The organism is Pseudomonas sp. NPDC090755, from assembly GCF_044769005.1.
In the GTDB taxonomy this organism is placed as follows: Bacteria; Pseudomonadota; Gammaproteobacteria; order Pseudomonadales; family Pseudomonadaceae; genus Aquipseudomonas.
Genome location: NZ_JBIVXC010000017.1, coordinates 111,619 through 138,205 on the forward strand (window position 1 = coordinate 111,619; position 26,587 = coordinate 138,205).

General features: G+C 63.7%; 26 protein-coding genes and 1 pseudogene. 13 read left to right on the forward strand and 14 right to left on the reverse strand.

All coding sequences use genetic code 11. The features are described from left to right. The first annotated feature begins 48 nt into the window (after window positions 1–48). From ercA to ACIQUS_RS21705, 7 genes are all read left to right on the forward strand, one after another. Window positions 49–1,212: an alcohol dehydrogenase-like regulatory protein ErcA gene (gene ercA, locus ACIQUS_RS21675; protein WP_403051224.1), complete on the forward strand. Its 1,164-nt coding sequence runs from the start codon at window positions 49–51 to the stop codon at window positions 1,210–1,212. Further along, the gene (locus ACIQUS_RS21680) at window positions 1,196–2,863 is read left to right on the forward strand and encodes a NahK/ErcS family hybrid sensor histidine kinase/response regulator (protein ID WP_403051227.1); all 1,668 of its coding nucleotides are present in this window, start codon (window positions 1,196–1,198) and stop codon (window positions 2,861–2,863) included. The genes ercA and ACIQUS_RS21680 overlap by 17 nt, the downstream gene beginning before the upstream one ends. 297 nt (window positions 2,864–3,160) lie before the next feature. Continuing rightward, window positions 3,161–3,565 (forward strand): TraR/DksA C4-type zinc finger protein, encoded by a 405-nt coding sequence (locus ACIQUS_RS21685; RefSeq protein ID WP_285864385.1) that lies wholly within the window; start codon window positions 3,161–3,163, stop codon window positions 3,563–3,565. 544 nt (window positions 3,566–4,109) lie between these two features. After that, on the forward strand, window positions 4,110–5,336 hold the full coding sequence (locus tag ACIQUS_RS21690) for a methyl-accepting chemotaxis protein (protein ID WP_403051310.1): 1,227 nt from the start codon (window positions 4,110–4,112) through the stop codon (window positions 5,334–5,336). A gap of 119 nt (window positions 5,337–5,455) precedes the next feature. Beyond that, window positions 5,456–5,671 (forward strand): hypothetical protein, encoded by a 216-nt coding sequence (locus ACIQUS_RS21695; RefSeq protein ID WP_403051231.1) that lies wholly within the window; start codon window positions 5,456–5,458, stop codon window positions 5,669–5,671. Between the two features lie 541 nt (window positions 5,672–6,212). After that, entirely contained in the window at window positions 6,213–6,683 is a 471-nt protein-coding gene (locus ACIQUS_RS21700; protein WP_403051234.1) for a hypothetical protein, read from the forward strand. Next, window positions 6,680–6,877: a hypothetical protein gene (locus ACIQUS_RS21705; protein ID WP_403051237.1), complete on the forward strand. Its 198-nt coding sequence runs from the start codon at window positions 6,680–6,682 to the stop codon at window positions 6,875–6,877. The genes ACIQUS_RS21700 and ACIQUS_RS21705 overlap by 4 nt, the downstream gene beginning before the upstream one ends. A 3-nt stretch (window positions 6,878–6,880) precedes the next feature. Here the strand turns inward: ACIQUS_RS21705 and ACIQUS_RS21710 are convergent, their stop codons facing one another. The 7 genes from ACIQUS_RS21710 to ACIQUS_RS21740 all read right to left on the reverse strand — a co-directional run bounded on the left by ACIQUS_RS21710 (window position 6,881) and on the right by ACIQUS_RS21740 (window position 14,038). After that, window positions 6,881–7,246, reverse strand: a complete 366-nt coding sequence (locus ACIQUS_RS21710; RefSeq protein ID WP_403051240.1) for a Na+/H+ antiporter subunit G — start codon at window positions 7,244–7,246, stop codon at window positions 6,881–6,883. Beyond that, window positions 7,243–7,521 carry a K+/H+ antiporter subunit F gene (locus ACIQUS_RS21715; RefSeq protein ID WP_403051243.1) on the reverse strand — a complete coding sequence of 93 codons (279 nt, stop codon included), beginning with the start codon at window positions 7,519–7,521 and terminating at the stop codon, window positions 7,243–7,245. The genes ACIQUS_RS21710 and ACIQUS_RS21715 overlap by 4 nt, the downstream gene beginning before the upstream one ends. Continuing rightward, window positions 7,518–8,006, reverse strand: coding sequence for a Na+/H+ antiporter subunit E (locus tag ACIQUS_RS21720; protein WP_403051246.1), 489 nt, complete (start codon window positions 8,004–8,006; stop codon window positions 7,518–7,520). Before ACIQUS_RS21720 ends, ACIQUS_RS21715 begins: the two co-directional genes overlap by 4 nt. After that, the gene (locus ACIQUS_RS21725; protein WP_403051249.1) at window positions 8,003–9,685 is read right to left on the reverse strand and encodes a monovalent cation/H+ antiporter subunit D; all 1,683 of its coding nucleotides are present in this window, start codon (window positions 9,683–9,685) and stop codon (window positions 8,003–8,005) included. Before ACIQUS_RS21725 ends, ACIQUS_RS21720 begins: the two co-directional genes overlap by 4 nt. Beyond that, entirely contained in the window at window positions 9,682–10,026 is a 345-nt protein-coding gene (locus ACIQUS_RS21730; RefSeq protein WP_403051252.1) for a Na+/H+ antiporter subunit C, read from the reverse strand. The genes ACIQUS_RS21725 and ACIQUS_RS21730 overlap by 4 nt, the downstream gene beginning before the upstream one ends. Next, window positions 10,026–12,941, reverse strand: coding sequence for a monovalent cation/H+ antiporter subunit A (locus tag ACIQUS_RS21735; protein WP_403051255.1), 2,916 nt, complete (start codon window positions 12,939–12,941; stop codon window positions 10,026–10,028). Before ACIQUS_RS21735 ends, ACIQUS_RS21730 begins: the two co-directional genes overlap by 1 nt. A 149-nt stretch (window positions 12,942–13,090) precedes the next feature. Next, window positions 13,091–14,038 carry a DMT family transporter gene (locus ACIQUS_RS21740; RefSeq protein ID WP_403051258.1) on the reverse strand — a complete coding sequence of 316 codons (948 nt, stop codon included), beginning with the start codon at window positions 14,036–14,038 and terminating at the stop codon, window positions 13,091–13,093. Window positions 14,039–14,121: 83 nt separating this feature from the next. Between ACIQUS_RS21740 and ACIQUS_RS21745 the strand changes: the two genes are divergently transcribed. Further along, the gene (locus tag ACIQUS_RS21745) at window positions 14,122–14,685 is read left to right on the forward strand and encodes a helix-turn-helix domain-containing protein (protein ID WP_403051261.1); all 564 of its coding nucleotides are present in this window, start codon (window positions 14,122–14,124) and stop codon (window positions 14,683–14,685) included. Between the two features lie 59 nt (window positions 14,686–14,744). Here the strand turns inward: ACIQUS_RS21745 and ACIQUS_RS21750 are convergent, their stop codons facing one another. Further along, the gene (locus tag ACIQUS_RS21750; protein WP_403051264.1) at window positions 14,745–15,569 is read right to left on the reverse strand and encodes an alpha/beta fold hydrolase; all 825 of its coding nucleotides are present in this window, start codon (window positions 15,567–15,569) and stop codon (window positions 14,745–14,747) included. Window positions 15,570–15,623: 54 nt separating this feature from the next. Further along, on the reverse strand, window positions 15,624–16,181 hold the full coding sequence (locus tag ACIQUS_RS21755) for a cysteine hydrolase family protein (protein ID WP_403051267.1): 558 nt from the start codon (window positions 16,179–16,181) through the stop codon (window positions 15,624–15,626). A 107-nt stretch (window positions 16,182–16,288) separates the two neighbouring features. On the opposite strand from ACIQUS_RS21755, the gene ACIQUS_RS21760 reads away from it, so the two are divergent. Then, window positions 16,289–17,269, forward strand: a complete 981-nt coding sequence (locus ACIQUS_RS21760; RefSeq protein WP_403051270.1) for a GlxA family transcriptional regulator — start codon at window positions 16,289–16,291, stop codon at window positions 17,267–17,269. A 78-nt stretch (window positions 17,270–17,347) separates the two neighbouring features. After that, the gene (locus ACIQUS_RS21765) at window positions 17,348–18,772 is read left to right on the forward strand and encodes an FAD/NAD(P)-binding protein (RefSeq protein ID WP_403051273.1); all 1,425 of its coding nucleotides are present in this window, start codon (window positions 17,348–17,350) and stop codon (window positions 18,770–18,772) included. On the opposite strand, the gene soxR is transcribed toward ACIQUS_RS21765, so the two are convergent. Further along, complete coding sequence (soxR, locus tag ACIQUS_RS21770; protein ID WP_403051276.1) at window positions 18,769–19,236, reverse strand: redox-sensitive transcriptional activator SoxR; 468 nt, start codon at window positions 19,234–19,236, stop codon at window positions 18,769–18,771. The genes ACIQUS_RS21765 and soxR overlap by 4 nt on opposite strands. 89 nt (window positions 19,237–19,325) lie before the next feature. On the opposite strand from soxR, the pseudogene ACIQUS_RS21775 reads away from it, so the two are divergent. Next, a pseudogene (locus tag ACIQUS_RS21775) lies at window positions 19,326–19,707 on the forward strand (antibiotic biosynthesis monooxygenase). Here ACIQUS_RS21775 and ACIQUS_RS21780 read toward each other — a convergent pair. Next, the gene (locus ACIQUS_RS21780; protein WP_403051279.1) at window positions 19,683–20,453 is read right to left on the reverse strand and encodes an alpha/beta hydrolase family protein; all 771 of its coding nucleotides are present in this window, start codon (window positions 20,451–20,453) and stop codon (window positions 19,683–19,685) included. The pseudogene ACIQUS_RS21775 and the gene ACIQUS_RS21780 sit on opposite strands and share 25 nt — an antisense overlap. Beyond that, window positions 20,440–21,549, reverse strand: coding sequence for a DUF3182 family protein (locus ACIQUS_RS21785; protein ID WP_403051282.1), 1,110 nt, complete (start codon window positions 21,547–21,549; stop codon window positions 20,440–20,442). The genes ACIQUS_RS21780 and ACIQUS_RS21785 overlap by 14 nt, the downstream gene beginning before the upstream one ends. A 215-nt stretch (window positions 21,550–21,764) precedes the next feature. On the opposite strand from ACIQUS_RS21785, the gene ACIQUS_RS21790 reads away from it, so the two are divergent. Both ACIQUS_RS21790 and ACIQUS_RS21795 read left to right on the forward strand, forming a co-directional pair. Further along, window positions 21,765–22,925, forward strand: a complete 1,161-nt coding sequence (locus tag ACIQUS_RS21790) for a cysteine desulfurase family protein (RefSeq protein WP_403051285.1) — start codon at window positions 21,765–21,767, stop codon at window positions 22,923–22,925. A 56-nt stretch (window positions 22,926–22,981) separates the two neighbouring features. Beyond that, a complete protein-coding gene (locus ACIQUS_RS21795; protein ID WP_403051288.1) occupies window positions 22,982–24,790 on the forward strand; it encodes an aminopeptidase P family protein in 1,809 nt (602 codons plus the stop codon). Window positions 24,791–24,853: 63 nt separating this feature from the next. On the opposite strand, the gene ACIQUS_RS21800 is transcribed toward ACIQUS_RS21795, so the two are convergent. Beyond that, window positions 24,854–25,135, reverse strand: coding sequence for a hypothetical protein (locus ACIQUS_RS21800; protein WP_403051291.1), 282 nt, complete (start codon window positions 25,133–25,135; stop codon window positions 24,854–24,856). A 182-nt stretch (window positions 25,136–25,317) separates the two neighbouring features. After that, the gene (rhtA, locus tag ACIQUS_RS21805; protein WP_403051294.1) at window positions 25,318–26,205 is read right to left on the reverse strand and encodes a threonine/homoserine exporter RhtA; all 888 of its coding nucleotides are present in this window, start codon (window positions 26,203–26,205) and stop codon (window positions 25,318–25,320) included. Window positions 26,206–26,587: the final 382 nt, after the last annotated feature.

Genomic DNA, 26,587 nt, shown 5'->3' on the forward strand with positions numbered 1-26,587 from the left:
GATGCTTTAGGCTGGCGCTTACGACCACAACAAGAATACAGGCGTCGTATGAGCCCTGAACTGAGCCAGTTGCGCAAATTCGTCTCCCCGGAAATCATCTTCGGCGCCGGTTGCAGGCACCATGTCGCCAACTACGCCAAGACCTTTGGCGCGCGCAAGGTGCTGCTGGTCAGTGACCCGGGTGTGATCGCCGCCGGCTGGGTCGCCGATATCGAAGCCAGCCTCAGTGGGCAGGGCATCGATTACTGCCTGTACACCGATGTCTCGCCCAACCCGCGGGTCGAGGAGGTGATGAGCGGTGCCGAGCGCTACCGTAGCGAGCAATGCGATGTGATCGTCGCCGTCGGTGGCGGCAGCCCCATGGATTGCGCCAAGGGCATCGGAATCGTGGTGGCCCATGGCAGGCATATTCTCGAGTTCGAAGGCGTCGACACCATCCGGGTGCCCAGCCCACCGCTGATCCTCATTCCCACCACGGCCGGCACCTCGGCCGACGTCTCGCAGTTCGTGATCATCTCCAACCAGCAGGAGCGCATGAAGTTCTCCATCGTCAGCAAGGCGGTGGTGCCCGATGTGTCCCTGATCGACCCGCAGACCACCTTGAGCATGGACCCGTTCCTGTCGGCCTGTACCGGCATCGATGCGCTGGTGCACGCGATCGAGGCGTTCGTGTCCACCGGCCACGGCCCCTTGACCGACCCCCATGCCCTGGAGGCCATGCGCCTGATCAACGGCAACCTGGTGGAAATGATCGCCAACCCGGGGGATATCGCCCTGCGCGAGAAAATCATGCTGGGCAGCATGCAGGCGGGCCTTGCGTTTTCCAATGCGATCCTGGGCGCGGTGCACGCGATGTCCCACAGCCTGGGCGGTTTCCTCGACCTGCCCCATGGCCTGTGCAACGCGGTGCTGGTCGAGCATGTGGTGGCCTTCAACTACAGCGCCGCGCCCGATCGCTTCAAGGTCATCGCGCAAACCCTGGGCATCGACTGCCGGGGCCTGAATCACCGGCAGATCAGCCAGCGCCTGGTCGAGCACCTGATCGCCCTCAAGCATGCCGTGGGCTTCCATGAAACCCTCGGCCTGCATGGCGTGGGGATTTCGGACATCCCGTTCCTGTCCCAGCACGCCATGCATGACCCATGCATCCTGACCAACCCGCGCAGCTCCAGCCAGCGCGACGTCGAGGTGGTCTATGGCGAGGCCCTCTGACCCCCGCAGCGATGCGCTGGCAGGGCTGTTGGGGCTGAGCAACCACACGGTACGCAAGAGTCACTATCCGGAACTGGCGGTGCGCCTGGAGGAACTGGAAGCCGAGCGCAACCGTTACAAGTGGCTGTTCGAGCATGCGGTGCACGGCATCTTCCAGGCCAGCCTGGAAGCGGGCATGCGCGCAGCCAATCCGGCCCTGGCGCGCATGCTCGGTTACCCCGATGCGCCGGCCCTGTTGTTGTCGCGCCGTGACCTGGCCGGCCTGCTGTTCGAAGGGGGCGAGGAGGAACTGCTGAGCATCGCCCAGGTGCTGCAGCGTGAACAGGCGCTGCTCGGTTATGAGACCCGCTTGCGTCGGCGCGACGGCAGTCACATCGATGTGCTGATGAACCTGTTGCTGCGTCCGGACGAGCCGGGCGTGGTCGAAGGTTTTGTCGCCGACATCACTGAACGCAAACTGGCCCAGCAGCGCCTGCAGCAACTCAATGACCAGCTCGAACAGCGCGTGGCCGAGCGCACCAACGAACTGAGCGAGGCCCGCGACGCCGCCCAGGCCGCCAACCTCAGCAAGGACAAATACCTGGCCGCCGCCAGCCATGACCTGTTGCAGCCGCTCAATGCCGCACGCCTGCTGATCTCCACCCTGCGCGAACGCAGTTTGCCGGGGAGCGAGCAGCAACTGGTCGAACGCGCGCATCAGGCCCTGGAGGGGGCCGAGGAGCTGTTGACCGACCTGCTGGATATCTCGCGCCTGGACCAGGCAGCGATCAAGCCGGACCTGGACCTGTACAGCCTGGACGAAGTGCTGACGCCCCTGGCGTCGGAGTTCCAGCCGGTGGCCGAAGCGGCCGGCTTGCATCTGCGGGTTCGCAGCGGTCGTCTGGCGGTGCGTACCGACTTGCGCTTGCTGAACAGGATCCTGCGCAACTTCCTCAGCAATGCCTGCCGGTACACCGGGCACGGGCGCATCTTGCTGGGTGCCCGTCGGCGTGGCGAGCACTTGCGCCTGGAGGTGTGGGACACAGGAAGGGGCATTGCCGCCGACCGGCTCGAGTCGATCTTCCTCGAGTTCAACCAGCTGGATGTCGGTCGTGCCGCGGACCGCAAGGGGGTAGGGCTGGGGCTGGCGATCGTCGAGCGTATCGCGCGCATTCTCGATTGCCAGGTCAGGGTTCGCTCCTGGCCGGGCCGTGGCTCGGTGTTCAGCATCGATGTGCCGTTATCGGCGCAGATGCCGGTGGCGCCTGCCGCCGTGGCGTACGCGCAACCGGTGCTGGGCGATCCATTGCCCGGGCGTCGCCTGCTGGTGCTGGATAATGAGTCGAGCATCCAGCAGAGCATGGCCGCGTTGCTACACCAGTGGGGGTGCGAGGTGGTCACCGCCGCGGACCTCGGCGAAGCGCTCGAAGGACTACAAGGGCACGCCCCGGAGTTGATCCTGGCGGATTTTCACCTGGACCATGGGGTGACCGGCTGTGAAGTGGTGCGTGACCTGCGTGCGCATTTCGGCCAGCGTATCGAGGCGGTGATGATCACTGCCGACCGCAGCGAGCAAAGTCGCCGGGCCATGCAGCGCCTCGGCGCACCGCTGTTGAACAAACCGGTGAAACCGGGCAAATTGCGCGCGGTGTTGAGCCAGCTACTGGGTTGATTTCTCAGGTATTTCGAGAGAATTGTTACAAGACTTTGGCCAATAGTGCACCGTTTGTCCCCGGGAAAGCGCCGCGCAGGGCTATTTTTTGTTATAAACCCGCGCCAGGGGATGCATAGGTAAGGCTTTTCGGTCAGATCCACTGTCATTTCTGTTGCCCAGTACGACGCTCGGTCGTAGACTTCCGCCCCCTGTAAATTGAGTGCCGGATGGTGCTTGAAGAATTCCGCTGTTGGCGAGCCGTTCGCCGGGAGCACCCGATTCGCCTTAATGCACGTATTTTTTATAGAGAAATCAATGACAAAGGAAAAGTTGCTGGCCATGCCGGCCGATGACTACATGAACGCTGAGCAATTGGCCTACTTCACCGAGCTGCTGCAGTCGATGAAGGTCGAGACCCATGAGCGCATCGAACAGAGCCGTGTAACCATCGAAAGCCTGGACACGCCTGCCGATCCTGCCGACGCCGCCTCGGTCGAAGAAGAGCGCCACTGGCTGGTCAATGCGATCGAGCGTGACCAGCGCCTGCTGCCTCAACTGGAAATGGCCCTGGGCCGCATCGCCGATGAAAGCTTTGGCTGGTGCGACGACAGCGGCGAGCCGATCGGCCTCAAGCGCCTGCTGATCAGCCCGACTACCAAGTACTGCATCGAAGCCCAAGAGCGTCACGAACAGATCGACAAGCACCAGCGTCAAGCCTGATCGACACCGTTGACCGACAAGAACCCCGGGGAGTGATCCCCGGGGTTTTTGCATTTGTTGTCCTGCGTCAATGACAACCCTTTTAGTGCCAAGGGCGTATAGATGGTGGCGTTATAGTGGCGTTTAATGGCCGCACAATAACGACAGGTTGTGTGGGAGCCAGACTATGATGCGAGAGGGATCGTTGTCCGCTGCAGTGCCCGAGCCCGGATCCTCCTTGGGCGTTGCCGCCCCGTGGACCGCCCTGGTGCTGCAATGCCTGGCGCTGGCAGGGGTGTTGGCGGCCATGGCCTTCGCCGGGCTGCCGCTCTACCTGAGCCTGCCGCTGGCCTGGCTGACCCTGTGGCTACCGCGCTTGCGCAGGCCCGCCATGGTGCAACAGGTCCAAAGCGATCCGTTGGGCGAGCTGACGCGCGACCTGGCCCGGACCACCAGCCACAACGCCTTGTCGGCCGCCGGGGTGGCGTTCTCCGTACAGCAGCTGGCGAGCAAGCTGCAGTCACAACTGGAGGCCGCCGAGCAGATCGTCGGCAGCGCCGAGGTGATGATCGGTACCGAGAAGGCCACTTCCCAGCTCAGCCAGCACGCCCTGATTGCCGCCCGCAGTGCCCACCAGAGCAGCGTCAGCGGGCGCAGGGTGCTGGCCGAGTCGATCCAGCGCATGCACGACCTGAGCGTCCGTGCCACGTCCAGTCGCGAACTGATCGAAGCCTTGAACCAGCGCGGCGAGGATATCGCCCGGGTTACCCTGGTGATCCAGTCCATTGCCAGCCAGACCAACCTGCTGGCGCTCAACGCCGCCATCGAAGCGGCCCGTGCCGGTGAGCACGGACGCGGCTTTGCGGTGGTGGCCGATGAAGTGCGCGGCCTGGCCGGGCGTACTGCCAGCGCCACGGAGGAGGTGGGTTTGATGGTGGCCGACATCCAGCAGCGCACCGCGCAGGTGGTCGAACAGATTCGCCAGCTGTCCGATGACTTGCACAGCGGTGTCGACCAGGTCGAGCACACCGGCGAGCAGCTTGAGGGTATCGCCGGTCTTGCGGCCGGCGTGGAGCAGCAGATCGGCGAGATTGCGGTAGGCACCGAGACCAACCGGGTGCAGTTGGACAGCCTGTTTCAGGCGGTGGCGCGCATGCGCGGCGATCTGCAGGTCAGCGACCAGCAGACCCGGCGCCTGGCCGATGCCGCCGTGCAGCTGGAAGGGCAGGCCGAAAGTATCAGCGAACGGTTGGCCGAGGTCGGTCTGGATGACTACCACCAGCGCATCTATGACCTGGCCCGCCAGGGTGCCGAGCAGATTGGCGCACAGTTCGATAGCGACCTCGAGCAGGGGCGCATCGGCCTGGACGATCTGTTCGACCGTCATTACCAGCTCGTGCCGAACACCTCGCCGCCGCGCTACCGGACCCGCTTCGACACCTACACCGACAAGGTACTGCCTGCTATCCAGGAGCCTCTGCTCAAGCAGCATGAAGGCCTGGTGTTCGCCATTGCCTGCACGCAGCAAGGTTATGTTCCGACCCACAACACGGCGTTCAACCAGCCGCTGACCGGCGATGAGGCGACGGACACCGCGCATAACCGCAGCAAGCGCAAGTTCGACGACCGCACCGGCATCCGTTGTGGCAGCCATCAGCAAGCGGTGTTGCTGCAGACCTACACCCGCGATACCGGTGAGTTGATGCACGACCTGTCGGTGCCGATCCGGGTCAAGGGGCGTCACTGGGGGGGATTGCGCCTGGGTTATCGACCGCAACAGGCCCAGGGGTAATTGCCTCAGCTTTGTTACCACTGATGCAAAACAGCTATGCGCGGGATAGCTTTTTCCGCGCGTGGGCAGGCATTATCATGGCTACATCGTTAGGTTGCTAATAAATTCCGGAGGGAATGATGCAGAGCCAAGTCGATGTAGCGGTGATGATCGGCAGCGGCGTACCGCTGTCGTTGCAGGCAATGGGCAAGCGCGTGTGCTGGGTGGTGCTGGTCAACGGTGAGCGCCGCGGCACCGCGTTTGCCAGCCGTAGCGAAGCCCAGGAGTGCCGGGCGGCCTGGCTGGAGCAGCTTGGCGGTGACGTCCGGCCCGAGGTCGAGCGTCAGGCCGGTTGAGGTTTCGCCCACTCAATTCTCCAGTCGTCGGGCCAGGGCGCAGGCTTCAGTGTGTTCACAGCGAAACCCCTTGACCTGTCCAGTGGCCTGCTCGGTAATATGGAAAAAGCTTCTGCCGGCCGGGATGACGACAAAGCGTGGGGGTGGGGTGCGGGGGGAACTTGCGGGATAATCTGCAAAGGAAAGAGCCTTGACCTCTCGACGCAATTCAGTGTTTTCGTGCATATTCGCTTCCCTGTGTTGTGCGGATGATTTCCGGCGCCCATTCCGTTGAACGGCTTGCATTTATCTATCGCACTTTTGTTGCGCTAGTGCTGTCAGAAAAAGCTTTTCTGATTTAGGAAATCTACTGAAAATCCGCCTACAGAGCAGGGCTGGCATGAAAGGGTAAAAAATCCCGCAGGCCCTACTGCCTGTATGCACAGACTTTTCGTTTGCATATCCACTAGTCTTTCAGACTTCGAATTGAAGTACCGGTGCCTTCACGGAGCCTCGCCGCCCGGTGGGCAGCGATGAGTAATCGATTTTGAGGAATTCTTCATTGGCAGTCAGTAATCTGGACACTCACGCCCTGTTCGTATTGGGCGATCTGCGGGCCAAATTGGTCAAACAGTTTCAATCGCGTTTTGTCTATGTCACCGAGCAAAACGCCGAAGGCCTGTACATGGCCGAAATCGACACCCAGACCGCATTGGTCGTCGATGACAAACAGCGACTGGAGCTCAAGGTTGGCGATCATTTTCGCGCCGCCGTATTGCCCAGCCGCGAAGGTGGCAAGCTGGAAGTTCGCTATCGTGAAATCAAACTGACGGTGTATGGCCTGGGCGACTACGCGTTTGTATCCGTGCCCGAAGGTGAGGGTATCGTCCTGCGTGAAGGCCAGGGTGTGGTGATGATCTTTGCCGCCCGTGAGCAACTGCAGGAAGGCCTGGGCAAGATTCTCAAGGGCGCAACCGGCAAGGTGGCCAAGTGGCGCAAGGGTGAAATGACTACCTTCAAGGCCAGCGAGTGACCAAGCCCGCCGGACGCGCCGATTTTCATGCGCGCAATCAGGATCAGGCCCGCGAACAGGCCGAGCAGTGGCTGGCGCAACGCTCCAGCCTGCAAGGTGCCTGGCTTTCCTGGGTGGCCACGCAGTTGTATCAGCTAAGTCCGCCCGAATACGCGGCCATGGTCCGCCGCGAGTTGCAGAAGCTCAGCCAATAGCCGTCAGTTACCCCGTTCACGTCCACTGCTGACCTCTTCTGGCACCTTGTCACCGGCCATGCGCTTGCGAAACAGCGCGGCCCGGGCCAGCAGCAGAGTGGTCACCGGCACGGTGATCGCCATCAGGATCGGAATCAGCCAGGCGTGCAGCACCGGTGTTTCCTTGAGGGACGAGAAGTACAGGATCGAGGCCAGCGCCACACACCAGGTCCCCAGGGTCGAGGCCAGGGCCGGGGGGTGCATGCGCTGGAAGAAATCCTTCAGGCGGATCAGGCCCAGCGCGCCGCTGAAGGCGAACAGGCTGCCCAACAGCAGCAGCGCCGCCACCAGCACTTCAATCCACAGTGGCAGTTCATTGAAGTTGCTCATTCGATCACCTCGCCGCGCAGCAGGAACTTGGCCAGGGCGAAGGAACCGACAAAGCCGAACAGGGCGATCAGCAGCGCACCTTCGAAGTAGGTATCGCTGGCATAACGGATACCCAGTACCAGCATCATCAGCATCGCCAGGATATACAGGTAGTCCAGTGCCAGGACCCGGTCCTGGGCCGAAGGGCCGTGGAACAGCCGGTACAGGGTCAGGGCCATCGCCAGGGCAAAGATGAACAGGCTGGCGAGAATGGCATGGGCTAAAAGGCCAGTCATTCGAAGATCTCCATCAGCGGGCGTTCATAGGTCTGTTTGAAGTGCTCGATGAAGTGCGCCTCATCGTCCAGGTCGAACACGTGCAGCAACAGGACGCTGCGATCCAGCGCCAGCTCCGACCAGATGGTGCCCGGGATCACCGTGGTGATCATCGACAGGGCCGCCAGCCCGTGGGCATCCCGCAGCTCCAGGGGGATGTGCACGAACCCCGAGCGTGGCGCCCGGCGCCCGGCTGACCAGACGCCGCGCGCCACCTGCAGATTGGAAACCAGCACATCGATACCGACCCGCAGGATCAGGCGCAGGATGGTTCCAGGGCGGCGGATCTGCACCGACAGCGGGCGCAACGGCGCCATCAGCAGCGGCGCCAGAACAGCGAAAAGGGCGCCGAGCAACAGGTTGCCCGGGCTGATCGAGACGTTCAGCACCAGCCACAGCAACCACAGGGCCAGGGACAGCAAGGGAGCGGGGAACAGGCGTTTCATGGTTGCACCTGGGCGTTGGCGGCCTGGCTGGTGGGGCCGGGGACAGGCCGGGTGCCGAGTACGGCGCTGACGTACTGTTCAGGGGTCTGCAGGCTGGCAGCGGTGTCCTGGGTGTAGCGCAGCAGCGGTTCGGCGCGCACGCTCAGGGCGATGCACAGGCCCAGCAAGGCGACGATGGGGATGCACTCGTAGCGGCGCAGCAATGGCGAGGGACGTTCCTGCGGCGTCCAGAAGCGTTGGACACCGACCCGGGTCAGGGCGATCAGCGAGGCCAGGCCCGACAGTACCAGCAGTGCCACCAGGGCCCAGCCGGCAATGGAAAGCGGCTGGTCGGCAGCCATGCCCAGCCCTTGGGGATTGAACAGCGCGGCGATCAGGCTGACCTTGCCGATGAAACCCGACAGCGGCGGCATGCCGATGATCAGCAAGGCGCAGGCGATGAAGCTCAGGCCCAGGAAGGCCATGGTCCAGGGAATCACCTGGCCGATCACGGCTTTCTGCTCGTCATCCAGGTTGATCCCCTTGGGCGGGTGCAGCGATTCCAGCGGCGAAGGCTGGCAGTCGTCGTCATCGAGTGGCAGTTCGTTGGCCGAACGGGAACGCTCGATCAACTCGGCCAGCAGGAACAGGGCGCACAGCGCCAGGGTCGAGCTGACCAGGTAGAACAGCGCCCCGGCCGTCAGTGCCACCTGGCCGAAACCGATGGCGGCCATCAGGGTGCCCGCCGAAACCAGGATGCTCAGGCTGGCCATGCGCTCCAGGCGCTGGGCGGCCAGAATCGATACCGCCGCACAGCCCAGGGTCGCCAGGCCGCCATAGATCAGCCAATCACCGCCAAAGAAGGCCGAGGCACCGGCCTGGCCGGAAAACAGCAAGGTCCACAGGCGCAGCACGGTGTAGAAGCCGACCTTGGTCATGATCGCGAACAGCGCTGCGACGGGTGCGCTGGCAGCGGAGTAGGCGGGCACCAGCCAGAAGTTCAACGGCCAGATCCCGGCCTTGGCCAGGAAGGCGATGGCCAGGATCGCCGCCCCCGCGTGCAGCAGGCCGCGGTCGGCCTCCGGCACCAGTGGGATCTTCAGTGCAAGGTCGGCCATGTTCAGGGTGCCGGTGACGCCATAGAGCATGGCCGCGCCCACCAGGAACAGCGACGAGGCGAACAGGTTGATGGCAATGTAATGCAGCCCGGCCTTGACCCGCGCTCGTCCCGACCCATGCAGCAGCAGGCCGTAGGAGGCCGCCAGCAACACTTCGAAAAAGACGAACAGGTTGAACAGGTCGGCGGTCAGGAACGCGCCGTACAGGCCCATCAGCTGGATCTGGAACAAGGCGTGGAAGCTGGCGCCGGCACCGTCCCAGCGGGCCATGGCAAAGAGCAGGGCGCTGACGCCGACGATCCCGGTCAGCACCAGCATCAGGGCCGACAGGCGATCGAGCACCAGCACGATGCCGAACGGCGCCGGCCAGTTGCCTGGCAGGTACACGCCGATCGAGCTGGCCTGGCCCTGGGCCTGCACCCACAGCAGCAGGCAGACCGAGATGGCCAGGCCCAGCAGGCTGGAAAACAGGTTCAGGCGCGCCTTGAGCGGCCGGCGCTTTTCGCCCAGCAGCAACATCAGGGCGGCGGTCAGCAGCGGCAGCAGGATCGGTGCAATGATCAACTGGTTCATCGCACTCATTCGCTGCTCTCCCGGCCATCCACATGGTCGGTGCCGGTCAGGCCACGCGACGCCAGCAGCACCACCAGGAACAAGGCGGTCATCGCGAAGCTGATGACGATGGCGGTGAGCACCAGGGCCTGGGGCAGCGGGTCGGTGTAGTGGAGCAGGTCCTGGGGCACGCCGTCCTTGATGATCGGCTCCTTGCCGATGAACAGGCTACCCATGCTGAAAATGAACAGGTTGACGGCGTAGGACAGCAGGCACAGGCCCATCACCACCTGGAAGGTCCGTGGCCGCAGGATCAGCCAGACCCCGGAGGCGGCCAGCACACCAATGGCAATTGCAATGACTTCTTCCATCAGGCGGCTCCTGTCTGGGTGGTTCTGGGCTGGCTCGCCGGACGGTGGCCACGCACCGATTGGTGAGCCAGGGCAGTAAGGATCAACAGGGTCGAGCCGACGACAACGGTGAAGATGCCGATATCGAAGAACAGTGCGCTGGCGACATGGATGTCACCCAGCAGCGGCAGGTGCAGGTGGGCCGTGTGGGTGGTCAGGAACGGGTAGCCCAGCAGCATCGCGCCACCACCGGTGAGGGTGGCGCACAGCAGGCCGGTGCCCATCCAGCGCAGCGGGCGCAGGCTCATTTGTGCTTCGACCCACTGGGTGCCGGCGACCATGTACTGCAGGATGAACGCCACCGACATCACAAGGCCCGCGACAAAGCCGCCGCCGGGCTGGTTGTGACCGCGCATGAACAGGTACATCGACACCACCATGGCGATCGGCAGCAGCAGGCGCACCAGCGCCGCCGGGACCATCATGAAGCCCAGCGCCGTATCGGCGGCCTGGCGCGGGTTGATCAGGTCGGTGACCACGTCGGGGGCCAGCAGGCGCTGCTGGGCCGGCAATTGCATGCTCTCGCGCGGCGGCCGGAAGCGGCGCAGCAGGGCGAACACCGCCAGGGCCACGGCCACCAGCACCGTGACTTCACCCAGGGTGTCGAAACCGCGGAAGTCCACGAGCATGACGTTGACCACGTTGCTGCCACCGCCCTCGGGCAGGGCCCGGCTCAGGTAGAACGACGAGATGAAGTTCGGTGTCGGGCGGGTCAGCATGGCATAGGACAGCAGTGCCATGCCGCCGCCCACCAGCACCGCCAGGATCAGGTCGCGCAGGCGGCGCAGGCGCGCCCGCTCCTGGGTGCCGGCCAGGGGCGACACGCCTTCGATACGCCGTGGCAGCCAGCGCAGGCCGAGGAGGATCAGCACGGTGGTGACCACCTCGACCACCAGTTGGGTCAGGGCCAGGTCCGGGGCCGAGAACCAGACGAAAGTGATGCAGGTCATCAGGCCGCAGACGCTGACCATGGTCAGGGCTGCCAGGCGGTGGTACTTGGCCTGCCAGGCCGCACCCACGGCGCAGGCGATGGCGATCAGCCAGAGTATGACGAAGACCCCGGAGCCCGGAATCTTCGGCCGGTCACCCCAGCTCAAACCACTGTGCAGCATGGGCAGCAGGCCGGCCAGCAGGGCCACCAGCACCAGCATGAACATCTGCTTCTGCAGGCGCTTGGTGGTCATCAGGCGTTCGAAACGGCGCGCCAGGCGCATCAGCAGCACCTGGCCGTGTTCGAACAGGCGCTTGCCATTGAGGCGCCCGATCAGTGGCGGGTGAGGGAAGCGACCGAGCTTGAGCGGGTTGCGCAGCAACAGGTAGAGCACGACGCCGCCGGTCATGGCGATCAGGCTCATGATCAGCGGAGCATTCCAACCGTGCCAGATGGCCAGGCTGTACTCGGGCAGCGTACCGCCGACCACCGGCAGGGCGGCGGCGGCCAGCAGCGGGCCGACGGACTGGGCCGGGAACATGCCCACCACCAGGCAGGTCAGCACCAGCAGTTCGACCGGTGCGCGCATCCAGCGCGGCGGCTCGTGAGGGGTATGGGGCAAGTCGGTGGCCTGCGGGCCGAAGAACACATCGACGGTGAAGCGCAGGGCGTAGGCCACGCTGAAGGTCCCGGCCAGGGTGGCGATCACCGGCAGCGAGGCTTCGATCCAGGCGCTGGAGCTGATGAATACGGTCTCGGCGAAGAACATTTCCTTGGACAGGAAACCGTTCATCAACGGCACCCCGGCCATGGCGGCACTGGCCACCATGGCCAGGGTCGCGGTGAACGGGATCAGCCGGAACAGGCCACTCAGGCGCCGGATATCGCGGGTGCCGCTCTCATGGTCGATGATGCCGGCGGCCATGAACAACGAGGCCTTGAACGTGGCGTGGTTGAGAATGTGGAACACCGCCGCGACCGCGGCCAGCGGGCTGTTCAGGCCCAGCAGCAGGGTGATCAGGCCCAGGTGGCTGATGGTCGAGTAGGCCAGCAGGCCCTTGAGGTCGTTCTGGAACATGGCCGCGAAGGCGCCGAGCAACAGGGTGCAGGCCCCGGCGCCGCCGACGATCCAGAACCACTCTTCGCTGCCGGACAACACCGGCCACAGGCGTGCCAGCAGGAAAACCCCGGCCTTGACCATGGTCGCCGAGTGCAGGTAGGCCGAGACCGGCGTGGGCGCGGCCATGGCGTGCGGTAGCCAGAAGTGGAAGGGAAATTGTGCGCTCTTGCTCAGGGCACCGAGCAGAATCAGGGGAAGCAGGACGGGGTACAGGGCATGGTTGCGAATCTGATCGCCGGCAGCGAGGACCTTGTCCAGGTCGTAGCTGCCGACCACATGGCCGAGCAGCAGTACCCCCGCCAGCAGGCACAGGCCTCCGGCGCCGGTGACCATCAGGGCCATGTACGCGCCGCGCCGGGCATCGGCGCGGTGGTGCCAGTAGCCGATCAACAGGAACGAGAACAGGCTGGTCAGCTCCCAGAAGAACACGATCTGGATCAGGTTGCCGGAAATCACCAGGCCCAGCATCGCGCCCATGAACGCCAGGAAAAAGGCGAAGAAGCGTGGCACCGGATCTTGTGGCGACATGTAGTAGCGGGCATACAACGACACCAGGGTGCCAATGCCCAGCACCAGCAGGGAGAACAGCCAGGCGAAGCCGTCCATGCGCAGGACCAGGTTCAGCCCGAGGCTTGGCAGCCAGAGAAATTCCTCGCGGATCACGCCGCCATGGGCGATCTGCGGGTACAGCAAGGCGACCTGGACGGTGCCGACCAGGGCGACGAGTCCGGCAAGCAGCGACTCGCTATTGCGTGCATTGTGCGGCAAGACAGCCGCCAGGCAGCTGCCGAGAAACGGCAGAAGCAGTAGCACTATCAAGGACATAGATTTCTAATCTGCAGGAGTTTGTAAGGGATCATACGTGGCGCACCGTCGATCACCAACCGTGAAGCTGTGGCAGAATCCTACAAACAGGCTGTATCAAATGATTTTTTTATAACAGTTTTTTTCAAAGGATAGACGAGATCCGGCGGCTAGCGACCGGTCTCGGGCGCCTGTCCGGACACCTGGAGTGCTTCAGGTTGCGCTTCCCGGCGTTTGAACTTCAGCTCACTGATGATCACAGCGATCACGATCAGCAAACCGCCCAGCAGGGCGATGCCTGGCAGCCGTTCACCGGCGATGCGTCCGACGATGCCGGCCCACACCGGCTCACCGGCGTAGATCAGGGTCGCACGGGTAGGGGATACCGACTTCTGCGCCCAGTTCATCGCCACCTGGATCACCGCGCTCATGGCGCCCAGGCCCAGGGCGCTGAGCAGCAGCAACCAGGAGAAGTCCGGCACGGTTTCCCGGGTCGGGGCCATCATCAGGAACGACAGGATCGAGGCGGTCGCCAGTTGCACCACGGTGACCCGGCGCACATCGACCTTGCCGGCGTAGCGGCTGATCAGGATGATTTCCGCGGCGATGGCCACGGCACTGACCAGGGTGACGATCTCGCCCTCGCTCATCTGCAGTGAGCCGCCTTCGGGTCCGGCCAGCAGCATCAGGCCGACGAAGGCCAGGCCGATGCCCAGGCTCGGCATCAGGCCGGGACGGCGACCCAGCACCAGCCATTGCAGCAAGGGCACGAACGGCACGTACAACGCGGTGATGAACGCCGACTGGCTGCTGCTGATGGTTTGCAGCCCGTAGGTCTGCAAGCCGTAGCCGAGCATGATCGAGGCGCCGATCAGCACGCCGGCCTTGAGCTCGATGGCCGTCAGGCCCGACAGCGCACGGGCCGAGACCAAACCGACGAACAGGGCGGCGGCGGCAAACCGCAGGCCGACGAAGAACATCGGTCCGCTGACGGTCATGACGTTGTGCACCAGCAGGAAGGTGCCGCCCCAGAGCATGGTGATGAACACCAGGACAAGTTCGGCCTTGCTGAGCCGCAAAGAAACGGACGGGCGTTCTGCGTTGCTGTTTGGGTTCATGGCTTGCACACGGAAGTGGGGCGACGCACAATTGCGGCGAAAGTGGGCAGTATACTGCGCAATCCCTACCTGTGAGCAATATAGTGCACAAAGAATCCAGCCAGCGCGCCTCGGTGCTGCAACACGTCAGTCAGAACGTCCGTCGCCTGCGCCACGCCGCGGACCTCAGCCAGAGTGCCCTGGCGGAAAAATCCGGGGTCAGCCGGCGCATGCTGGTGGCCATCGAAGCGGGCGAGAAGAATGTCAGCCTGACCACCCTGGACCGTCTGGCCGAGGCGCTGGAGGTTGCCTTTACCGACTTGATCCAGGCACCGGACAATCGCGACCCCAGCCGGATCAACGAGCTGGCCTGGACCGGTGAGCGTCCTGGCAGCAAGGCCGTGCTGCTGGCAAGCTCGGTTGCCAGCCGCGAGGTGGAACTCTGGGAGTGGCGCCTGGAGCCGGGCGAGACCTACCTGTCCGAAGCCGATGCCGATGGTTGGAGCGAGCAACTGTATGTGTTCGAAGGCTGCCTGACCCTGATCATCGAGGATCGGCATCACCACCTGCAGACTGGTGACTTCTTCAGCTTCGCCAGCAACCGCATGCACGCCTATCGCAACGAAGGCGAGGTGGCGACACGCTTCGTACGCAACGTCGTGATCTGATGCGATGGCCTTATCGCAGGGGCGGGCTCGCCCCGCGATAAGGCCACCACAGCATTCAGTCACCCCTTGATAAACGCCAGCAGATCCGCATTGACCTTGTCCTTGTGGGTATCGGTCAAACCATGGGGCGCCCCCGGATAGACGATCAGGGTCGCGTCGTTGATCAGCTTGGCCGACTCCGGCCCCGCCGCCTGGATCGGTACGATCTGGTCGTCGTCGCCATGAATCACCAGGGTTGGAATGTCGAACTTGCGCAGGTCCTGGCGGAAGTCGGTTTCCGAGAAGGCCTTGATGCAGTCATAGGCGTTCTTGTGGCCGGCCATCATGCCCTGCATCCAGAATGAATCGATCAACCCCTGGGACACCTTGGCGCCCGGGCGGTTGAAGCCGAAGAACGGCCCGCCGGCGATGTCCTTGTACAGCTGCGAACGGTCGGCCAGTGCCCCGGCACGAATGCCGTCGAAGGCCTCGATCGGCGTACCCAGGGGGTTGTCCGCAGTTTTGAGCATCAGCGGTGGCACCGCCGAGATCAGCCCGGCCTTGGCCAGGCGTCCGGTGCCGTGGCGACCGATATAACGGCTGACTTCGCCGCCGCCCGTGGAGAAACCGAACAGGATCGCGTCCTTGAGGTCCAGGTGCTCGAACAACTGCGCCAGGTCGTCGGCGTAGGTGTCCATTTCGTTGCCGTGCCAGGGTTGACTGGAGCGTCCATGACCGCGTCGGTCATGGGCGATGCAGCGATAGCCGTGGTCGGCGAGAAACAGCATCTGGGATTCCCAGCTGTCGGACGACAGTGGCCAGCCGTGGCTGAACACGACCGGCTGGCCACTGCCCCAGTCCTTGTAGTAGATCGTGGTGCCGTCGCGGGTGGTGAAGGTACTCATGACTGCTATCTCCTGTTGGGTGAAACGCCAGAGGGTCAGGCAAGCCCATTGAGGTTAGCGGGTATTGGCGTTCAGGTAGTCCTCGGTGGAAATGACCTGGGCATAGGCAAAGGCCAGGGCCGCCATGTAGGTGGCATGCACCTGGGCCGCCGGAATGGTCACGCCATTGAATTCCTGGGCGCGGGTGGCGCAGGCATCATGGATGACCGTGGTGTGGTAGCCGAAATCGGCGGCGGCGCGGGTGGCGGCGTCGATGCACATGTGGCTCATGCTGCCGATCACCGTCACCGCCTCGGTGTGGTGCTCGTCCAGCAAGGCCTTGAGACCGGTATCCAGGAAGGCGTTGACCTTGTGCTTGAGCACCACCGGCTCATGGGGCAGCGCCGCGGCCTTGGGGTGGATCTGCGCGCCTTCGGAACCGGGGGCGAAGAAGGGCGCGTCGGCGGATTCGAACTCGTGGCGCACGTGCACCACCAGGTCGCCCTTGGCGCGGGCGGCGGCCAGTACTTTGCCGGCGTTGTCGGCGGCAGGGTCGGCGCCGTCCAGGGTCCATTTGCCGCCGGGGAAGTAGTCGTTCTGGATGTCGATGACGATCAGTGCCTGCTTGCTCATTGCAAAAGCCTCTTGTGGGGGAGTGGTTGTGGCGTGGTGATAGTTATAGGCTTGAACGGTGCGCTTGCGCATTGGCGCGAACGACAAAAGGGCGGGAAAAACTGACAATGGCCAAAGAGGGCGACATGCTGGAAATCGGTCTACTGGTCTATCCCGGTGCGCAGACGGCGGCCGTGCATGGCCTGACCGACCTGTTCGCCGTGGCCAACCGCTTGCGTCATGAGCTGGGGGCGCTCGACCGGCCGCTGCTGCGAATCAGTCACTGGGGGCACGATGACAACAGACGGTTGGCGGTGACGTTCGACAGCCACCCGGATGGCCATCATCAACCCCGGGTCATGATCATTCCGCCGAGCCTGACCCAGGCCCCCACGCCCGAACTGCTCGAACGCTTCTGCCAGGACCTGCGCCAATGGCACCGCGAAGGTATCTTGCTGGTGTCGGTGTGCGTCGGGGTGTTCTTCATCGCCGCCAGCGGCCTGCTCGACGACAGGCCGGCCACCACCCACTGGAATTTCGCCCAGTCCCTGGCCGAGCGCTTTCCCGCGGTCAAGGTCGAGGCCAACCTGCCGTTGCTCGACGATGGCGACATCATCACCTCCGCCGGTCTGATGGCCTGGACCGACCTGGGGCTGAAACTGGTGGAGCGCTACCTGGGCCAGACCCTGGCTGCCGAGACCGCGCGTTTTCTGGCGGTGGAGCATGTCGGCGCCGGACAGCGGCCATGCACCGGCTTCAGCCCGCGCCTGGACCACGGCGACGAAGCGGTGCTCAAGGTCCAGCACTGGCTGCAAAGCAGCGGCGCCCGGGATGTGAACCTGTCGGCCATGGCCGAGTGTGCCGGGCTCGAATCCCGTACCTTCCTGCGGCGCTTTCGCAGTGCCACGGGCTTCAAACCCACCGAGTACTGCCAGCAGGTGCGGGTCGGACGGGCCTGCCGGATGCTCGAGTTCACCAACCGCAGCATCGACCAGATCGCCTGGGGCGTCGGCTACCAGGACCCGGGGGCGTTTCGCAAGGTCTTCCACAAGGTCACCGGCCTTGCGCCCAGCGACTATCGTCGTCGCGTGGCGCCCGGTGTCGGCTGATCCTACTTTGGTACCGGTACGGCTGCTTTTCCCGCCAGCTGCTGCCTATCATGGCCGTCAAACAAGACGGAGCAGCCCATGAGTGTTCATCCGCAACCGGAGTATCCTGCCGCCGATGTGCTGATCATCGGCGGTGGCCTGAGTGGTGCCCTGCTGGCCGCACAGTTGTTGCGCCAACCTGGTCGTCGTCGCCTGCTGGTGATCGAGCCACGCTCCGAACTGGGCCGTGGCGAGGCCTACAGCGCGACACATCTGGGCCACACCTTGAACGGTAACGCGGCGCGCATGAGCGTCGATCCGGATAACGCCGACGACCTCACGCATTGGCTGGAGCAACACATCGCCGCTGGCGGCTGGCCCGAATCCGCCCTGCAGGCTGTACCGGTCGCAGAGCTGTTCCCGCCGCGTGGCCTGTTCGGTGTCTATGCCCGCCAGCGACTGGCGCAGGCGCAGGCCCTGGGTGAGTGCCAGGGTTCGAGCCTTGCGCATGTACGGGCTGAAGTCGTAGACCTGCAGGTCGATGAGCGGGGCGTGCGCCTTGACCTGGATGATGGTCGTATCGTGCACGGGGCGCGCGCTGTGCTCGCCACCGGTATGTTCGCTGCGGCACGCACGGCCCGGATCGACGACGATCGTTTCAATGCTGCAGCGGTCGATCCCTGGGATGTGTCGGCAATGGGCAGGATCGATCCCCGGGGGCGGGTGTTGATCATCGGCGCCGGGCTGACCATGGTCGATGCGGTGGTGTCGCTCGAACAGGCAGGGCATCGAGGTCCGATCGAGGTGTTCTCCCGCCATGGCCTGCTGCCGCAGGTGCGCCGCCAGCCGCCGGACTGGAGCGATTTTCTCGCCGCCGATCCCGACCTTCGCAGTCCCTTGCAATTGCTTCGTGCCTTACGTGGGCAATGTCGGCAGGCCCAGGCCCTGGGCATCGACTGGCAGGCACCCCTGGACACCGTGCGTGTGCACATCGCACGGCTCTGGAGCCAGGCCAGCGATCGCCAGCGCCGGCAGTTCGTGCGCCATGTACGGCCCTGGTGGGAGAGCCATCATCATCGCTCGCCACCCCAGGGCGCGGCATTGCTGGCAAGGCTGGTGGAAGAGGGTCGCTTGCGGATTCATGCTGCATCCCTGCAAGGCCTGGCATCAGTGCCGGGTGAGTCGCCGGTGATCAGCGTGCGTTTTCGGGGGCAGTCGCAGACGACCGAAGTGGCTGGCGCGGCGTTGATCAATTCCAGTGGTATCGAATACGACTGGCGCCGTGTCGATCGCCCTTTGCCCCGGCAACTGCTGCACCGCCGTCTGATCCGTCCCGGGCCGCTGGCCCTGGGGATTGCCGCCGACCCCGGTGGCGCTGTGCAGCACGCCGACGGTCAGTTCAGCGAGCGTCTGTTTGCCATGGGCCCGCCCTTGCGCGGTCTGTGGTGGGAAAGCACGGCCGTCACCGATGTTGCCTTGCAGGCCAAGGCCCTGGCGCTGCGCCTGGCGACCCTGCAGCGCTAGAGGGCAGGGTCGGCACCGGGTTCCAGCAGTTGCGGGCCCGGTCCCTGCACACCCAACTGGTCGTCGCAATTGCGCAGCGGACAACTCTGCAAAGACAGGCAGCCGCAGCCGATGCAGCCGTCCAGCTGGTCGCGCAGCATCAGCAGCTTGTCGATGCGCAGGGTCAGGTCCTGGCGCCACTGTTCGGACAGGCGTTGCCAGTCCGCTGCAGTGGGCGCGCGCCCTATCGGCAGGGTTTTCAAGGCGTCATGAATGGTCGCCAGGGGGATGCCCAGGCGCTGTGCCATCTTGATCACCGCCACGCGACGCAGGGCTTCGCGCGGGTAGCGTCGCTGGTTGCCGCTGCTGCGGGTGCTGTGGATCAGCCCCTTGCTTTCGTAGAAGTGCAGGGCGGTGACTGCGACACCGCTGCGGGCAGCCAGTTGGCCGACGGTCATGACCTTGTCGGTCGGGCTGGGCGTCATGCTGAAAAACCTCTTGACCTTGAGTTAACTAGAGGTTTTACCCTGCCTGCCGTCGTACAGCAAGTTCAATGGCAGGGAGAGAGTGCCCCATGATGGTTTCACCGCGCAGCCAGTGCTTTACCCAGATGATCGAGTTCGAAGTGACGCCCACCTACCAGCACGCCCTGGCCCGGGCGCTCGCCGAACGCAGCGAGGAACTGGCGGTGCAGCACGCGGGGCTGGTGGGCGCCAGTGTCCAGGCCAGTGAGGATGGCAGTCGCGTGCTGCAGTGCCTGCAGTGGCAGTCGCGCAGTGCCTGGGAGGCGGCGGTCAGCAGCTTCGAGCAGGAACCCTTCCTGCAACTGATTCAGCAGCATCAGGCCAAAGGGGTGAACTTTGCCGCCTTCCAGACCTTGAGCAGTCTGAACCGCAACGCCGCCGACGGCCTGCACTGCCAACTGCAGGGGTCAGGAATACCAGGGTGAGTGGTAGGGGTAGTGGTCAAGACGCGCACCGATGACCATTTCGCTGATCCAGGTACTGAGGATCGAGCTGTAGGCCTTCTGGCTGCGGTCGCTGGACAGGGCGTGGTCGGCGCCATCGACGATCCGGTGGGTCAGGGAGTGGGCACTGACGAAGGCCGAGCGGTAACTCATCAGGGTGCTGTGGGGGACATAGGCGTCCTGTTCTGATTCCACCAGCAACACATCTCCGGCGAATTCGGCGCACGCACCCAGGGCACGATTATCGGCCGGGCCCAATGGACGCTGGCGGTAATCGGTCAGCCGCTGGCGGTCGAGTCCGTGTTTAGGAAGGGTCCACTCGTCGTCCCAGTACAGCGCCGGCACCCGCAGGGCCAGCCACTTGACCGGGCGCAAGGCGGTCAGCAGGGTCGCCAGGTAGCCGCCATAGCTGCTGCCGATCAGGGCGATGGCGCTGGTATCGACCGCCGGATGGCTGACCAGCCGGTCGTAGGCAGCCACCAGGTCCGCCAGGTTCTGCGCGCGGGTGACGCTCAGGCGCTGGCTTTCGGTCTTCTCATGGCCGCGCAGGTCGAAGGTCATGCACACACAGCCAAGCCCGGTGATCTGCTTGGCCCGCGCCAGGTCGCGCTGTTGGCTGCCGCCCCAGCCGTGGACGAACAGAATGCCCGGCACCTTGTCGCCGGGGCTGACGATGGTGCCGGCGATGCACTCGCCATCGACAGGGATCTCGATGGGCTCGCTATGGATGCTCATAGTCGCGGATCCGTGCATATTTGCAGAGTCTTCCCAGTTCACGGTCGTCCCCCTGATAGAAGATGGTTGCATCGGCAGGTGGCTCGGCGGCGTCGAAGGCTTCATGGGTAGAGGCGCAGACACGCCTGAGCCCAGGATCTGCGGCAAATGCCTGCAAGGCCAGGATCTCGGCGCTGCTGGCGCCGCCGATGCGCCAGGATTGTTCGAGCACGCCGCTGCAGGGCTTGTCCTGGCTGTTCAGGCCGCGGGCGACGTCATAGTTGCGGCGCGAAGCGATGAAGCCGGGAAAGCTCTGCAGCGCCGCCTGCTCGTAGGTCATGGCCTGGGTGATAGCCAGGCGCAGGTGCTCTTCGAGCGCCAGTTGCAGCAAGGTGTCGTAGCCGCCGCGGACCAGGGTCAGGTCCGACCCGCCGTAGATCTCTTCGCCAGCATGGTCGCGGGTCAATTGCTGGGAGCCGTAGTAGCTGCAGAGAATGCCCGCTACCTGAACCTGGCCGACACTGAAGGTCTGCACCTGGGTCAGGTTCTCTTCCAGGGTCAGCCCCCAGAGCGCCAGTTCGCTCTCGTTCATGCCGGTCAGCGCCTGCTCCACGCCTCTCATCGAAGTGACCACAGTCTGCCCGCGACCGGCCGTGGCCCGCACCGGCTTGATCCGCACAGGACCGTCGCGCAGCAGCAATGCCGCCGCCCGGGCAGCATCGTCCAGGCTGAACACCGTGTAGCCACGCAGCAGGGCATCGCTGGCCTTGCGGGCAAAGGTGTCGGTCCAGCCGAGCGGGAAACGGGCGTCAGCGGGCAACGGATGGGAGATGGCCTTGGTCGCCATATAGGGCCGGCTCACCACACCACCGAACAGGTCATCGCACGAGCCGATGCCCATCTTCAGGCAGCGGTCCGCATCGATCAGGGTTTCGGTTGGCAGGTAGTAGAAGTTTTCCCGTGCCGTGGGTTCCTTCAGCGGCTCGACGACCTGGGTATGGAGCAACTGTGCCAGACGCTCGGCAAGCTTGAGGTGCACGCTGTGCTCGTGCTCCGGGGTGTGGGGGCGGGTGTCGAGCAGCACAACGCCTTGCTTGCGGTCGGTCGATCGGGGCATGAACAGTTCTCCCGTACCAGGGCTGTACTCATGAGAAGGTCTGGAGGCCGGGAAGTTCAGTGCGAGTGAACGTAATTGTATTTTGATTATATAAATATAAAAATTAATAATTTATGGTTCTATGATGGCTAGGGCAGGATAGCTTCACCTTTTGCCTACTCTTCTTAAGGAAGAGTCTGCTTTTCCAGGCATGGACAACCAGAGATCCTGCAGCAATGAACAATTTCCCGTTGTACTTCGACTACGCCGCCACGACACCTGTCGACGAGCGAGTCATCCAGGCGATGGTCCAGTGCCTGGGCGCCTCGGGCAACTTCGGCAACCCGGCCTCCGGTTCCCATCACTATGGGCAGCAGGCGCGGATGGCGGTGGAGCAGGCCCGGGCCCAGGTGGCCGGTCTGGTCGGCGCCGATGTCCGGCAGATCATCTGGACTTCAGGTGCCACCGAATCCAACAACCTTGCGCTCAAGGGGCTGGCCCGGGGACGTCAGGGAGGCCATATCATCACCAGCCAGATCGAACACAAGGCGGTGCTCGATACGGTTTCGCACTTGGAGCGGGACGGGTTCGAGGTGACGCGCCTGGCCCCCGACGCCCAAGGCCTGATCAGTGCCCAGGCGCTGGCCGCAGCCTTTCGCCCGGATACCTTTCTGGTGTCGCTGATGCTGGTCAACAACGAACTGGGCACGGTCAACGATGTTGCCACCCTCGGCGCCCTGGTCCGCCGCCACGGCGCATTGCTGCATGTCGATGCCGCCCAGGGGGCGGGCAAGCTCGGGATCGACCTCGGCCGGTGGCCGGTGGACCTGATGTCGTTCTCGGCGCACAAGGTCTATGGTCCCAAGGGCATCGGTGCCTTGTATGTCGGCGACCGGGCCAGGCCCCAGCTCCAGGCACAGATTCACGGGGGCGGTCATGAGGGCGGCTTGCGCTCTGGTACCCTGGCCACCCACCAGATCGTCGGCATGGGGGCGGCCTTCGCCCTGGCGGGCGAGTTGCAGGGTGAAGAGGTCCAGCGGATCGGCCAGTTGCATCGGCTGTTGCTGGAGCGACTGGGTGACATCCCTGGTCTGGTGCTCAATGGCAGTGCCAGTCAACGCATCGAACATACCCTGAGCCTGACGTTCAGCGCAGAAAGCCCCGATCTGGCGAGCCTTGCCGCCGACCTGGCGTTTTCTTCGACCTCGGCGTGCAACTCGGCCAGCAGCCAGCCCTCCCATGTGCTGCTGGCACTGGGCCTGTCGGCACAAGCCGCACGCCAGACGATCCGCTTGAGCCTTGGCCGCTACACCCAGGTCCAGGATGTCGAACAGGCGGCCGGGGCAATTAAAGCCGCGTTACAGTCCCGGCCCTTCTGGACGGTTGCCGGGGACTGACGCCTGTTCCATTATCTGCGGCGATAACAATGGATGCCGTGGTAGCAGGAGTCAGCATGAACACTCAGTCTTCAATCCAGGTGCCGGTCAGCGCACGCCTGGCGGCCATACGCCAGGTAATGAACAGCGAGGGGGTCGACGCCCTGTTGGTACCGTCGGCGGATCCACATCTTTCCGAATACCTGCCGGGCTACTGGCAGGGCAGGCAATGGCTCTCCGGTTTCCAGGGGTCGGTCGGCACCCTCGTGGTGACGGCGGATTTCGCCGGATTGTGGGCCGACAGCCGCTACTGGGAGCAGGCCGAGCTGGAGCTGGCCGGCAGCACCATCGAACTCATGAAGCTGCAACCGGGCAAGCCGGGGCCGCTGGACTGGCTGGCCGAGCAAACGCCGCAGGGCGGTACGGTGGCGGTCGATGGTGCTGTCATGGCGCTGGCTTCGGCGCGCCAGCTGGAGCAGCGCCTGGCTGTTCGCAATGCCCGGCTGCTGACCGACAAGGACCTGCTGACACAGGTCTGGAGCGATCGTCCCGAGCTGCCGCTCAACCCGGTGTATCAGCATCTGCCACCCGAAGCGACAGTGAGCCGCGCCGAGAAGCTGGCGCAGTTGCGCCAGGTGCTGCGCGAACGTGGCGCCGACTGGCATTTCATTGCCACCCTGGACGATATCGCCTGGCTGTTCAATCTGCGTGGCAGCGATGTTTCCTACAACCCGGTATTCGTTTCCTTCGCCCTGGTCAGCCAGGACCAGGCACTGCTGTTCGTTGCCCCGGGCAAGCTCGACCCGCACCTGCGTCAGGTGCTGGAGAGTGATGGCATCGAAGTGCGCGATTACGAGGCCATCCATTCGGCGCTGGCGGCCATCCAGGCCGGCCAAAGCTTGCTGATCGACCCGGCGCGGGTCACCCGTGGCTTGACTGCCAGCCTGGGAGGCGAGGTGCGTCTGGTCGAAGGGCTGAACCCCACGACCCTGGCCAAATCACAGAAGAGTGCCGAGGATCTGCTGCACATCCGCAAGGTGATGGAGCAGGACGGCGCGGCCTTGTGCGAGTTCTTCGCCTGGCTGGAGGCGAACCTGGGGCGTGAGACGGTCACTGAGCTTACCATCGACGAACAGCTCAGTGCTGCCCGTGCCCGGCGCCCGGGTTTCGTCTCGCTGAGCTTTTCGACCATTGCCGCATTCAATGGCAATGGCGCCATGCCGCACTACCGGGCAACCGAAGCATCTCATGCGCGAATCGAAGGCGATGGCCTGCTGCTGATCGACTCGGGCGGTCAGTACCTGGGTGGCACGACCGACATCACCCGCATGGTACCGGTAGGCACGCCGAGCCTTGCGCAGAAGCAGGACTGTACACGCGTACTGCAGGGGGTGATCGCCTTGTCGCGGGCACGCTTCCCGCGGGGCATTCTTTCGCCGTTGCTCGATGCCATTGCCCGGGCGCCGATCTGGGCTGACCAGGTCGATTATGGGCATGGTACCGGGCATGGGGTGGGTTACTTCATGAATGTGCATGAGGGCCCGCAGGTGATTGCCTACCAGGCAGCGCCTGCGCCGCAGACCGCGATGCAGGCCGGCATGATCACCTCGATCGAGCCTGGCACCTATCGCCCGGGGCAGTGGGGTGTGCGGATCGAAAACCTGGTGTTCAATCGTGAGGCAGGAAGCAGCGAGTTCGGCGACTTCCTTCAATTCGAAACCCTGACCTTGTGTCCGATCGACACGCGCTGCCTGCTGCCGGAACTGTTGAGCGAGCAGGAACGCACCTGGCTCAATGCCTATCATCAACAGGTTTGCGAGCGTCTGGCACCCTTGCTCGAGGGTGAGGCGCTGCAGTGGTTGCGCGAGCGAACCGTGGCGCTCTGAGCCGCAAACGAAGGTGAAAGCACAAAGGGCAGCCCATGGGCTGCCCTTTGTGTCAGATGATCGCTATTTGCAAATGACGATCATGCTGCGGCTGGTGTACCCGGCGGGATTGAGCCCGAACGGGTAGTCGCCGGGCTCGGTGTCGTCATTACCGGAGCGGGCGATCACCTTGTAGTTTTTACTGCCACAGGCAGTGGTAGCCTTGGCATAACACTTGTCCCAGGATGAGGTGAGGCCGGAGCAGTTGATGTGCAGGCCCTTTTTACCGTGCTTGACTTCAGTCTTTGCAGTCGCCGCGCACCCGGCGATGGCCAATACGGCCAGAATGAGCAAAATTCGTTTCATTCCCGTCCTTAATAGGTTCCGGATCTGGCGCCCGGGTCTAATTTCTGTTGCGTCTTCCTGATGCTTTCGCGTCCCTGTCTTGTCAATTAGATAACTTCAAGGTTGACGTTACATGACAGCTTAAAGAGGGTGGGTGCGCGGCACAATGGCCAGTTTGGTTTTAAATGAAAATAATTCTCAAATCAGTCGGCCGCTACCAGGGCCGGGCTTTCCTTGCGCATCGATAAGGTGGCGCCTACCGACGCGGTAATGATTGCACCAATGGCCAACCACTGCGCAGGGGTCAGCACTTCCCCGAGGAACAGTAACCCGCTCAGTGCGCCGAAGGCCGGTTCGATGCTCATCAGGGTGCCGAAGGTCCTGGCGGGCATACGTGTCAGGGCGACCATTTCCAGGCTGTAGGGCAGGGCCGTGGAGAGTATCGCAACACCCAGGGCGATCGGGATCAGTGCCGGGGTGAGCAAGGCGCTGCCGGCGTGGGCGATGCCGATCGGCGCAACGAAGAGTGCTGCGATCATGACGCCCAGCGCTGCGGTCTGTATGCCGTTCTCGGCCCCCGCTTTCTGGCCGTACAGGATATACAGCGCCCAGCACACTCCGGCGCCCAATGCGTAACTTGCACCCAGCAGGTCGATACCGCTGCCGGTCTGTCCAACCGGGACCAGCAGCAACAGCCCCACCACGGCAAGTCCGATCCAGAGGAAGTCCACTGCCCGGCGCGAGGCATAGAGCGCCACTGCGAGAGGGCCGGTGAATTCCAGCGCTACGGCGATTCCCAAAGGCACGGTGCGCAGGGACATATAGAAGAGAAGGTTCATGCCGCCCAGGGCCACGCCATAGATGATCACGGTGCGCAGGGTGCTGGCAGTCAGCCGCGCCCGCCAGGGGCGCAACAGCAGCAGCATGATGATACTGGCGAAGACCAGGCGCAGGGCGGTGGTGCCTTGTGCGCCCACCACGGGGAACATGCTCTTGGCCAGGGAGGCGCCGGATTGTATCGAAGCCATGGCGATCATCAGCAGGCCGATGGGAAACAGCGTGGCGGCCAGGCTGCGGGGTTGGGCGTTCATTGGGGATCGGTGTTCCTTATAGAGAGGGACTTGCGCTGGATGCGGAGGCTTATGATGCGCAAAGTCATAATGTTGAGCAATATAGTGCGCATTTTTCTTTTGGCTGACTCTTTTTTGAATTAGCGCTTGACGCTCGATTTAATCTCTCTATAATTCGCCCCACTTCCGGCGTAGTCGAAACGGAAAACTCCTTGAAAATCAACGAGTTAAATGTTTCAGGTGGTGCCGGAAGGGCTTCGATCGAAAGATCGGCAGCGGTGAAAAGGTAGTTGACAGCGGTTTGAAATGCTGTAGAATTCGCCTCCCGCTGACGAGAGATCGCAGCGAGTCAAGTGGTTGAAGTTAAACGAAAAACTTCAAAATAAACGCTTGACACACTCTG

Excerpts from the sequence above, each read along its gene's own strand:
- ercA (WP_403051224.1), top strand. The coding sequence starts at position 49 with ATGAGCCCTGAACTGAGCCAGTTGCGCAAATTCGTCTCCCCGGAAATC.
- ACIQUS_RS21680 (WP_403051227.1), top strand. The coding sequence starts at position 1,196 with ATGGCGAGGCCCTCTGACCCCCGCAGCGATGCGCTGGCAGGGCTGTTG.
- ACIQUS_RS21685 (WP_285864385.1), top strand. The coding sequence starts at position 3,161 with ATGACAAAGGAAAAGTTGCTGGCCATGCCGGCCGATGACTACATGAAC.
- ACIQUS_RS21690 (WP_403051310.1), top strand. The coding sequence starts at position 4,110 with ATGATCGGTACCGAGAAGGCCACTTCCCAGCTCAGCCAGCACGCCCTG.
- ACIQUS_RS21695 (WP_403051231.1), top strand. The coding sequence starts at position 5,456 with ATGCAGAGCCAAGTCGATGTAGCGGTGATGATCGGCAGCGGCGTACCG.
- ACIQUS_RS21710 (WP_403051240.1), bottom strand. The coding sequence starts at position 7,246 with ATGAGCAACTTCAATGAACTGCCACTGTGGATTGAAGTGCTGGTGGCG.
- ACIQUS_RS21715 (WP_403051243.1), bottom strand. The coding sequence starts at position 7,521 with ATGACTGGCCTTTTAGCCCATGCCATTCTCGCCAGCCTGTTCATCTTT.
- ACIQUS_RS21720 (WP_403051246.1), bottom strand. The coding sequence starts at position 8,006 with ATGAAACGCCTGTTCCCCGCTCCCTTGCTGTCCCTGGCCCTGTGGTTG.
- ACIQUS_RS21725 (WP_403051249.1), bottom strand. The coding sequence starts at position 9,685 with ATGAGTGCGATGAACCAGTTGATCATTGCACCGATCCTGCTGCCGCTG.
- ACIQUS_RS21730 (WP_403051252.1), bottom strand. The coding sequence starts at position 10,026 with ATGGAAGAAGTCATTGCAATTGCCATTGGTGTGCTGGCCGCCTCCGGG.
- ACIQUS_RS21735 (WP_403051255.1), bottom strand. The coding sequence starts at position 12,941 with ATGTCCTTGATAGTGCTACTGCTTCTGCCGTTTCTCGGCAGCTGCCTG.
- ACIQUS_RS21740 (WP_403051258.1), bottom strand. The coding sequence starts at position 14,038 with ATGAACCCAAACAGCAACGCAGAACGCCCGTCCGTTTCTTTGCGGCTC.
- ACIQUS_RS21750 (WP_403051264.1), bottom strand. The coding sequence starts at position 15,569 with ATGAGTACCTTCACCACCCGCGACGGCACCACGATCTACTACAAGGAC.
- ACIQUS_RS21755 (WP_403051267.1), bottom strand. The coding sequence starts at position 16,181 with ATGAGCAAGCAGGCACTGATCGTCATCGACATCCAGAACGACTACTTC.
- ACIQUS_RS21760 (WP_403051270.1), top strand. The coding sequence starts at position 16,289 with ATGGCCAAAGAGGGCGACATGCTGGAAATCGGTCTACTGGTCTATCCC.
- ACIQUS_RS21765 (WP_403051273.1), top strand. The coding sequence starts at position 17,348 with ATGAGTGTTCATCCGCAACCGGAGTATCCTGCCGCCGATGTGCTGATC.
- soxR (WP_403051276.1), bottom strand. The coding sequence starts at position 19,236 with ATGACGCCCAGCCCGACCGACAAGGTCATGACCGTCGGCCAACTGGCT.
- ACIQUS_RS21780 (WP_403051279.1), bottom strand. The coding sequence starts at position 20,453 with ATGAGCATCCATAGCGAGCCCATCGAGATCCCTGTCGATGGCGAGTGC.
- ACIQUS_RS21785 (WP_403051282.1), bottom strand. The coding sequence starts at position 21,549 with ATGCCCCGATCGACCGACCGCAAGCAAGGCGTTGTGCTGCTCGACACC.
- ACIQUS_RS21790 (WP_403051285.1), top strand. The coding sequence starts at position 21,765 with ATGAACAATTTCCCGTTGTACTTCGACTACGCCGCCACGACACCTGTC.
- ACIQUS_RS21795 (WP_403051288.1), top strand. The coding sequence starts at position 22,982 with ATGAACACTCAGTCTTCAATCCAGGTGCCGGTCAGCGCACGCCTGGCG.
- ACIQUS_RS21800 (WP_403051291.1), bottom strand. The coding sequence starts at position 25,135 with ATGAAACGAATTTTGCTCATTCTGGCCGTATTGGCCATCGCCGGGTGC.
- rhtA (WP_403051294.1), bottom strand. The coding sequence starts at position 26,205 with ATGAACGCCCAACCCCGCAGCCTGGCCGCCACGCTGTTTCCCATCGGC.